Origin of the sequence: Micromonospora sp. MP36 (genome assembly GCF_008119785.1) — a bacterium.
GTDB lineage: Bacteria > Actinomycetota > Actinomycetes > Mycobacteriales > Micromonosporaceae > Micromonospora.
On the sequence record NZ_VSFA01000081.1, the window covers coordinates 23,601 to 32,374 of the forward strand.

Sequence of the window (8,774 nt, forward strand, 5' to 3'; positions counted from 1 at the left end):
GCAGAACGTGACGGGGGCTCCCTCCGGGCAGGGGTCCCCGTCAACAACTTTCACGGCTACTGGCCGGTAGGCAAATCGCCGGATCCACCACCTGGGGACGGCGAACGTTGTGGAAAGCCACCAACTTCAGTTGTGGACACCCGCCAACTTCTAGACATTTCGGTTTCAACGCCGTGACGAGCGCCAGGCCCGGCACGTCGTCGGTCAAACCCATGCCAAACGGCCGCACCGGTTGATTCCTGCGAACCAGCCGTAGCCCACAACTCACCCAGCGTCAGAACGGCGACCCCTCGACGCCTCGGCCGGCCCGCAATGGCCTGCGGCGAATATCGAGTGGCGGGACCGGCCCGACGGTAGCGAAGATCGCGGTGTGGGTGTCTTCCTGGAAACCGAGCGGCTCGTGCTGCGCCCGTTCACCGACACAGACGTCGACCACCTGGTCGCCCTGGACGGCGACCCCGAGGTGATGCGTTTCATCAACGGTGGCCGGCCGACAAGTCGCGAGACCATCCAGGTGCGCACTCTGCCGCGGCTCCTGCACGACTACCCGTGCTTCGATACCCGCGGCTACTGGGCCGCCGAGGAGAAGGACACCGGGACGTTCCTGGGCTGGTTCGAGTTCCGTCCCCTCGACGAGCACAGCCCTGCCGTGGTCGAGCTCGGCTACCGGCTGAACAAGGCCGCCTGGGGCAAGGGCTACGCCACGGAGGGATCGCGCGCCCTGATCGAGAAGGGGTTCACCGACCTCGGCGTGCAGCGGGTGACCGCGAACACCATGGCGGTCAACGCCGGATCCCGGCGGGTGATGGAGAAGGCGGGCCTGTCGTTCCTGCGCACCTTCACCGGCGACTGGCCCGAGGCGATCGAAGGCTCCGAGCACGGCGAAGTCGAGTACGAACTCACCCGCACCGACTGGGAGCAGCGCCGATAGGCGTCAGCTGCGTTACCTCCGGCTGACCGTGAAGAGCAGCGGGGTGGTGACCCCGTGCCAGGCGCTCAGGTCGGCGAGGAAGCCGCCCAGCCAGCCGAGCGCATCCAGCGACCACTCGGCGAGCGTCCCGTGGAAGGTCGCCCGGTGCAGCGAAGGGCCGTTCCAGAAGCTGTCGTCGAACGGCGGCCGCATCGTCGGCGGCTCGTGATCGGCCAAGGAATACGACTCGCACCCGAACACGTCCTGCTCCAGTCGGCGCATCTGCTCCCGCATCCGCGGCGCCGCCTCGGGGACGGAAACAGCTTGCCCGCTGTCCAGCGTGACCCGCACCGGCGTCCTCGACCGCGGGTCCCCACCGCCGAACCACCGAGCGGTGCGGACCGAAGGTATCGGGGCGTAATCCGGACGCGACCCAGGGTCAAGGCCCTGGACGGGCAACAACACCTGCACCGCCTGCAAGCTCAGGGTGCCGATGCGCGCCGCCACGTCACCCGCGCAGCGGAGGAACGGCTGCACCGGCAGCGGCCGATCACCGGGCACCGGTTCGACCCCCACCTGGAACCACGCGACCAGCGACGGGTCGGGAGCAGCGCGCGGGTGATCCTGCCCAGCGTCGTTCATGCCCCACAGGCCCGCCGCCCCGACCTCCCTCTCCTCGACATCCCCGGTCCTCCCCGTGGCGCTGTCGTGATAGATCAGCAGATCGCGCAGGCCCGGAACCTGCACCCCGGCGGATTCCAGCATGCCGCCGGAGCCCAGCTGAAGCCAGCCCATGGCAAGCGACCGGTCGTGGAACAAGATGTACGCATCCGGGTCGGCGTCCGGGTCCCGCCACGGATGCGGCGCCAGCTCGCCGTACAGGGCCGCGAACATGGTGCCCACCGGTCGGCGGGCACCGGGCGCCAGGCCAGGGCGGGCTTCCTCGCTGTCGCCGGTCATGTCGTCGCCTGCCTGTCGGCACGTCTCGGGGGCGATGTCGCCGTCGGCGTGGCAGTCGTCACGACGCCAGGTTAGTCGTCCGGCCCGCCGCAACAGCGTGCAGAAACCGGGCGGCGCATACTGACGGGACGTTCCTCCGCAGTCGGGCAAGTGCCTCGACGTCGCCGGCAACAACTCCGCTGACAGCGCCCCGGCCCACCGGTGGACCTGCCACGCCGTTGCCAACCAGAAGGGGACCCTGAGATGAGGCGCCTCCGACCCGTCCTCGGCGCGGCCGCCGCTGTCCTCGCCACCCTCGCCTGCACCACCCCGGTCACACCGGCGGCCGCCGAGGCCCCCTACGACGTGCTGGTCTTCTCCAAGACCGCCGGCTTCCGGCACGACTCCATCCCGGCCGGCATCCAGGCCATCCGCGACCTCGGCGCGGCCAACAACTTCACCGTCACCGCCACCGAGAACGCCACGCAGTTCACCGCCGCCAACCTCCCCAGGTACGAGACGGTGGTCTTCCTCAACACCACCGGCGACGTGCTCGACCCCACCCAGCAGACCGCTTTCGAGGCGTACATCGGCGCCGGCGGCGGCTTCGTCGGGGTGCACTCCGCCGCCGACACCGAGTACGACTGGCCGTTCTACGGCAACCTGGTCGGCGCCTGGTTCGCCTCCCACCCGGCGATCCAGCAGGCCACCCTCAAGGTGGAAGACCGGGCGCACGCCGCGACCGCCCACCTCGGCCCGACCTGGACCCGCACCGACGAGTGGTACGACTACCGCACCAACGCTCGCTCCACCGCCCATGTGCTGGCCGCCCTCGACGAGTCGTCGTACTCCGGCGGCTCGATGGGCGCGGACCACCCGCACGCCTGGTGCAAGACGTACGCCGGCGGCCGGGCCTTCTACACCGGCGGCGGGCACACCCAAACCTCCTACAGTGAGGAGGCGTTCCGGGCCCACCTGCTCGGCGGCATCCGCTACGCGGCCGGCCGGACGAAGGCCGACTGCCGCCCCGAGACCGGCTGAGCAGCGGTTCCCGCCGTCCGTCCCGTGGTCGGCGCAGCGCCACCGCGAGAAAATTCCTGTCGAGCGTGTCCATCCGGCCATGCCCCATCCGTGGTCATGGCGTACGGCGGCCCGCCGTACCCGGACAACGGGATATCGAGGAGTTCGACGTGAAGTACATGCTGCTGATCAACGCCGGCGCGGCCGACGAGGACGGGCAGGCCGCCGGGTGTGAGGTCCAGGACTGGATGGCCTACGACAAGCAGATGCGGGACGCGGGGATCTTCGTCTCCGGGGAGTCGCTGGCGGACCTGGTCACCGCCACGGCGGTGCGGGTCGGGCCGGACGGCCGGCAGATCGTGACCGACGGGCCGTTCGCCGAGAGCCGCGAGGTGCTCGGCGGCTTCTACGTGATCGACGTGCCGGACCTGGACGTCGCTCTGGACTGGGCCGCCCGCTGCCCGGGCGCCCGTGGGGGCGGATCCGTCGTGGTGCGGCCGGTGGCCGACTTCGGGGGCTGAGGTGGCGGCCACTGGCCCGGGGATGACGGACGAGTCGCCGTCGGCGTCGGTGGAGGCCGTGTTCCGCGAGGAACACGGCCGCCTGCTGGCGGCGCTCGTCCGCCGCTTCGGCGACCTCGACCTCGCCGAGGAGGCGGCCGCCGAGGCGGTCGAGGCGGCGCTGGCGCACTGGCCGGTCGACGGCGTTCCGCCGAAGCCGGGGGCCTGGTTGATGACCACGGCGCGGCGCAAGGCCGTCGATCGGCTGCGCCGCGACCGCGCGTACGCCGCACGGCTGGCGCTGCTGCAGGTGGAGGCGGAGCGGGCCGGCCCCGCCGCACCCGCCGACGCCGACGGCGAGCTGCCGGACGAGCGGCTGCAGCTGTTCTTCACCTGCGCCCACCCGGCGCTGCCCGCCGAGGACCGGGTGGCGTTGACCCTGCGCTGCCTGGCCGGGCTGAGCACGCCGGAGGTGGCGCGGGCCTTCCTCGTGCCGCTCGAGACGATGGCGAAGCGGATCACGCGGGCGAAGAAGAAGATCCGCGAGGCGCGGATCCCGTTCCGGGTGCCGGCCGTGGACGAGCTGCCCGAGCGGCTGCCGGTGGTGCTCCAAGCCATCTATTCGATCTTCACGGAGGGATACGCGGCGAGTTCCGGACCCAGCCTGCAACGGCTGGACCTGGCCGAGGAAGCCATCCGGCTGGCATCGATCCTGCGCCGCCTGCTGCCCAACGAGCGGGAGATCGCGGGCCTGCTCGGGCTGATGCTGCTGGTCCATGCCCGACGGGAGGCGCGCAGCTGCCCGGACGGCGCGCTGGTGCTGCTGCAGGAGCAGGACCGCGGCCGGTGGGACCGGACGATGATCGAGGAGGGCCGCGGCCTGGTCGAGGTCGCGCTGACCGGCGGGCCGCCCGGGCCGTACGGGGTGCAGGCCGCGATCGCCGCCCTGCACGACGAGGCGGTCGACTTCGCCAGCACGGACTGGCCGCAGATCGTGGCGCTGTACGAGGTGCTGCACGCGTTGACGCCGTCACCGGTCGTCGCGCTGAACCAGGCCGTCGCGGTGGCCATGCGGGACGGGCCGCAGGCCGGCCTGGCGCTGCTCGACGCGCTGTCCGGTGAGCCCCAGCTGCGCGGCCACCATCCCTATCCGGCCGCGCGCGCGGAGCTGCTGCACCGGCTGGGGCGCAACACCGAGGCTGCGGCGGCGTACGCGGAGGCGCTCGCGCTGGCCGGCACCGAGCCCGAACGCGCTCTCCTGCGGCGCAAGCTCGACGCGGTCGAACAATCCGGCTGAACATCGCGGCGTCCGCGTCCCGGTCGTGGCGCCAGCGGCCGACCGCCCCAGCGTCGCGCCCGTGGACCTGGCCGCTGGCGACCAGACAGTGAGCGGCGCGCTGAGCAGCGCCCCTACACTCGGCGGCGTCACCGTTCGGCGGCTGCCGGCGGGCCGCGTGACTCTCAGTGGAGGGGCTGACCGGGTGGAGCAGCAGGGCGGGCAGAGGGCGGCGGGGGAGCGAGCCGAAGCGATCGGCTTCCCCCGGCACGGGACGAGTGGACCGTTCGGCGCCATCACCGACGTGCCCGGCGTCGAGGTGGGGATGCGGACGCTCATCGCCGGCGACGGGCCGCTGCGGGTCGGGCACGGACCCGTACGTACGGGGGTGACCGCGATCCTGCCGCGCGGGCGTTCCGGCGTCGGGGACGGCTGTGCCGCCGGCGTGCACGTCCTCAACGGCAATGGGGAGATGACCGGCACCGCGTGGATCGTCGAGAGCGGGATCCTGTCCACGCCCATCGTCCTGACCAACACGCACGCGGTGGGCGCCGGTCACCGGGGCGTCATCGACTGGATGCTGCGCGAGGGGCCCGGCACCGACGCCTGGCTGCTGCCCGTGGTCGCCGAGACCTTCGACGGCCGGCTCAACGACATCAACGGCGACCACGTCCGGCCCGCGACCGTCGTGGCGGCACTCGACGCCGCCACCAGCGGCCCGGTGCGGGAAGGATCGGTCGGCGGCGGCACGGGAATGACGTGCTACGACTTCAAGGGCGGCACCGGCACCGCCTCGCGGGTCGTCGGCTTCGCCGGCGCCACGTACACCCTCGGCGTGCTGGTGCAGGCGAACTTCGGGGCACGTCGCGAGCTGACGCTGGCCGGCGTACCCGTCGGGCGGCTGCTCGCCGACGAGGTGCCGATGCCGGGCGGCGTCCAGCCGCCGGGGGCCGGGTCGGTGATCGTCGTCGTCGCCACCGACGCGCCGCTGCTGCCCGGTCAGTGCGCGGCGCTGGCGCGGCGCGTGCCGCTGGGCCTGGCCCGCACCGGCACCAGCGGGTCGCACTTCTCCGGCGACCTGTTCCTGGCCTTCTCCACCGCGAACCCTGGCGCGCTCGTCAGCCGCTACCCCGACGCGTCCACGGAACGGCTGGAACAGCTCGCCTTCGTCCCGTGGGGCCACCTGGATCCGTTCTACGAGGCGTGCGTGCAGGCCGTCGAGGAAGCCGTCGTCAACGCCCTCGTCGCGGCCACCGACATGACCGGCCGCGACGGCCACCACGTACCCGGGCTTCCGAACGCGCGGGTGGCGGAGCTGCTGCGCGCCGGGCGGCGTTCCTAGACAGGGCAGCGGGCTGAGCCCCGCTGCCGTGCGCGCCGATGCCACCCAGGCCAGCCGTCCCGGCGCAGGTTTCCGCCGTGGCGGCCGTCCTCACCGTAGGAACTTTACATCGATAGATATCACAGTGTACGGTGCGCCCACCCGGCTTCCCTGATCGGAAACATCCGGTCATCCGGAAAGGAGCTACCGTGCGCCTTCGGTTCCCACTGCGCCGACCAACTCGCCTGGTCGGCGGCCTGCTGGTCCTGACCCTCGGCCTGTCCGCCCAGCCCGCCCTGACCGCTGGGCCCGCCCTCGCCGCACCGGACGTGGCCAGCCCACTCAGCGCCGCCTTCGCCACCGCCGCCGCGCGGTACGACGTGCCCCGTGACCTGCTCGTCGCGCTCGGCTACGCCGAGACCCGGCTGGACGGGCACGGCGGCGCACCGAGCGCGTCGGGTGGCTACGGCCTGATGCACCTCACCAGCAACCCCACGCTGCACACGCTCGACGAAGCGGCCACGCTGACCGGACTCGACCGGACGGTACTGCGCACCGACACGGCCGCCAACGTCACCGGAGCCGCCGCCGTGCTGCGGTCGTACGCCGACCGGGCCGGCCTGACCGCCGCCGACCGCAAGGACGTCGGCCGGTGGTACGGCTCGGTCGTCCGGTACGGCGGCGCGACGGACCCGGCCGTCGCCCGACTCTACGCGGACACCGTCTACGACCTGCTCTCCGCCGGATTCACCGCCACCCGCGGCGGCACGGTGACCGTCACCGGGCGGCGGGTCGTGCCGCAGCGGGGCGAACTGGCCCGGGTGGCGGCCCTGGGCACGGGTGGCGTCGGCACCATGAGCACCGACTACGGCCCCGCCGCCTGGGCCCCCGCCTACTCCGGCAACTACACGGTGGCCAACCGCCCCTCCGACTACCGGATCAACTACGTGGTCATCCACGTCACCCAGGGCTCCTACGCCGGGTCGATCAGCTGGTTCCAGAACCCGTCGGCCAAGGTGAGCGCGCACTACACGTTCCGCTCCTCTGACGGGGCGGTCACCCAGTCAGTCCGGGAGAAGGACATCGCCTGGCACGCCGGCAACTGGACCTACAACACCCAGTCCATCGGGATCGAGCACGAAGGCTACGTCGACGACGCCAGCTGGTTCACCGACGCCATGTACCGCGCGTCCGCCGCGCTGACCCGCAACCTCGCCAACAAGTACGGCATCCCGAAGGACCGCTCGCACATCATCGGCCACATCGAGGTGCCGGGTGCGACGCACACCGATCCCGGCCCGAACTGGAACTGGACCTACTACATGCAGCTGGTAAACGGCGTGACCGGCATCGGCAGCGGCACGGTCAACACCGGTGGTAGCGGGACCCTCAACGTCCGCTCCGGGCCCGGGACCAGCTACGCCGTCGTCGGCTCCGTCGCCAACGGCGCGACTGTCAGCATCTACTGCCAGACCACCGGCACCACCGTGACCGGCACCTACGGCACCAGCAACATTTGGAACCGGATCGGCACCAACCGCTACGTCTCCGACGCGTACGTGCTGACCGGGTACAACGGCTTCATCCCGAACGTGCCACGCTGCTAGACCCGTCTGCGCGTCCGTCGCCTCGGCAGCGAAATGCCGAGGCGGCGGCCACGCGCCACCACGGGACAGCATCGGATACGCATTGCTGGCATGCTGTCCGCCATGCAGGCGACCGCTGAGTTGGCCGGGTTCTTTGCTGCCCACGGGATCTGGTGTGTGTCCGACGGCGACACCTTGACGCCGCTGCTCGGCTACGAGCAGGCCGACGGGAGCCGGGGCATGGACCGTTTCGTCACCGATGACCTCGGGGAGTCCGCTCGGCGTGGCCAGGGCGCGCTGCAGAACAACGAACACGAGTCAGCACGCGCGGTTCTGGTGGTCGACGGGTACGTGCACCTCGACGCGGGGCGGACCGACGCACTGATCGTCGAGGCCGTCGACTACGCGGGCAGCGCGTCGTTCAAGGTCGCTGTCCCGTACCGCCCGCGACAGAGCTCGACTGGCTTCGCCGTGCACCGGCCGAAGTTCGTCGAGGTCACCGGCGTGCAGCAGCCGGACTACGCCGCGTTGGCTCAGGCGTTCTTCGCCGGCGTCGACTCCCATGAGGAGGCGGCCGCCGTCTGGAGCGACCACCTCGACGAGACGATCTAGTCGGTCCCGATCGGGTGGCCTCGTCGGACCCGGCCGCGCGTGTGTCCGGTGGGTTGCCCCGGCACAGCTGGGTTCCGCCCGCCAGGCAGCTGGGGACAGCCGGTCGGTCGTTTCCCGGTGTGGTCAGGGCAGTCGATCCTCGCCGCGGACGGCGGCGCCCAGCCGGGCGAGGAAGTCCAGGTTGCCACGAGTGGCGGCCAGCTGGTGAAGCAGTTGGTCGAGGGCCGGCTGGCGATCCAGCTGGGACAGCGCGGATCGCAGGCCACGCAGAACGTGCCGCTCGCCGTCGCTCAACAACAGCTCGTCGCGTCGCGTACCAGAGGCGCGGACGTCGACGGCCGGATAGGTGCGCCGGTCGGCGAGCGCCCGATCCAAGCGCAACTCGGCGTTGCCGGTGCTCTTGAATTCCTCGTAGATGAGCGTGTCGGCGGCGGAGCCGGTCTCCACCAGCGCGGACGCGAGGATGGTCAGTGAGCCGCCTTCCTCGGCCTTGCGGGCAGCGGCGAGCAGCCGCTTGGGCGGGTTGAGCGCGGCGGCGTCGACTCCACCCGAGAGCGTACGGCCGGCCGAGCGGACGGAGAGGTTGTAGGCGCGGCCGAGCCGAGTCAGT

The 8,774-nt window shown here is 71.7% G+C and carries 7 protein-coding genes and 2 pseudogenes; 7 read left to right on the top strand and 2 right to left on the bottom strand.

Annotation, left to right across the window (positions count from 1 at the left end):
- Nucleotides 1-370: 370 nt before the first annotated feature.
- Nucleotides 371-931, top strand: coding sequence for a GNAT family N-acetyltransferase (locus FXF52_RS31590; protein ID WP_148802358.1), 561 nt, complete (start codon nt 371-373; stop codon nt 929-931).
- Between the two features lie 12 nt (nt 932-943).
- On the opposite strand, the gene FXF52_RS31595 is transcribed toward FXF52_RS31590, so the two are convergent.
- Entirely contained in the window at nt 944-2,041 is a 1,098-nt protein-coding gene (locus FXF52_RS31595) for a hypothetical protein (RefSeq protein ID WP_222870775.1), read from the bottom strand.
- Between the two features lie 72 nt (nt 2,042-2,113).
- Between FXF52_RS31595 and FXF52_RS31600 the strand changes: the two are divergent.
- The 6 genes and pseudogenes from FXF52_RS31600 to FXF52_RS31625 all read left to right on the top strand — a co-directional run.
- A pseudogene (locus FXF52_RS31600) lies at nt 2,114-2,887 on the top strand (ThuA domain-containing protein); the annotation flags it as partial.
- 161 nt (nt 2,888-3,048) lie between these two features.
- Nucleotides 3,049-3,390 carry a YciI family protein gene (locus FXF52_RS31605; RefSeq protein ID WP_255472537.1) on the top strand — a complete coding sequence of 114 codons (342 nt, stop codon included), beginning with the start codon at nt 3,049-3,051 and terminating at the stop codon, nt 3,388-3,390.
- Between the two features lie 22 nt (nt 3,391-3,412).
- A complete protein-coding gene (locus tag FXF52_RS31610; protein ID WP_148802362.1) occupies nt 3,413-4,666 on the top strand; it encodes an RNA polymerase sigma factor in 1,254 nt (417 codons plus the stop codon).
- A gap of 184 nt (nt 4,667-4,850) precedes the next feature.
- The gene (locus tag FXF52_RS31615) at nt 4,851-5,987 is read left to right on the top strand and encodes a P1 family peptidase (RefSeq protein ID WP_222870776.1); all 1,137 of its coding nucleotides are present in this window, start codon (nt 4,851-4,853) and stop codon (nt 5,985-5,987) included.
- 188 nt (nt 5,988-6,175) lie between these two features.
- A complete protein-coding gene (locus FXF52_RS43445) occupies nt 6,176-7,573 on the top strand; it encodes an N-acetylmuramoyl-L-alanine amidase (RefSeq protein ID WP_187413835.1) in 1,398 nt (465 codons plus the stop codon).
- Between the two features lie 102 nt (nt 7,574-7,675).
- Nucleotides 7,676-8,164 carry a hypothetical protein gene (locus FXF52_RS31625; RefSeq protein ID WP_148802364.1) on the top strand — a complete coding sequence of 163 codons (489 nt, stop codon included), beginning with the start codon at nt 7,676-7,678 and terminating at the stop codon, nt 8,162-8,164.
- A 123-nt stretch (nt 8,165-8,287) separates the two neighbouring features.
- Here the strand turns inward: FXF52_RS31625 and FXF52_RS31630 are convergent.
- A pseudogene (locus FXF52_RS31630) lies at nt 8,288-8,774 on the bottom strand (transcription termination factor Rho); the annotation flags it as partial.

Excerpts from the sequence above, each read along its gene's own strand:
- FXF52_RS31605 (WP_255472537.1), top strand. The coding sequence starts at position 3,049 with ATGCTGCTGATCAACGCCGGCGCGGCCGACGAGGACGGGCAGGCCGCC.
- FXF52_RS31610 (WP_148802362.1), top strand. The coding sequence starts at position 3,413 with ATGACGGACGAGTCGCCGTCGGCGTCGGTGGAGGCCGTGTTCCGCGAG.
- FXF52_RS31625 (WP_148802364.1), top strand. The coding sequence starts at position 7,676 with ATGCAGGCGACCGCTGAGTTGGCCGGGTTCTTTGCTGCCCACGGGATC.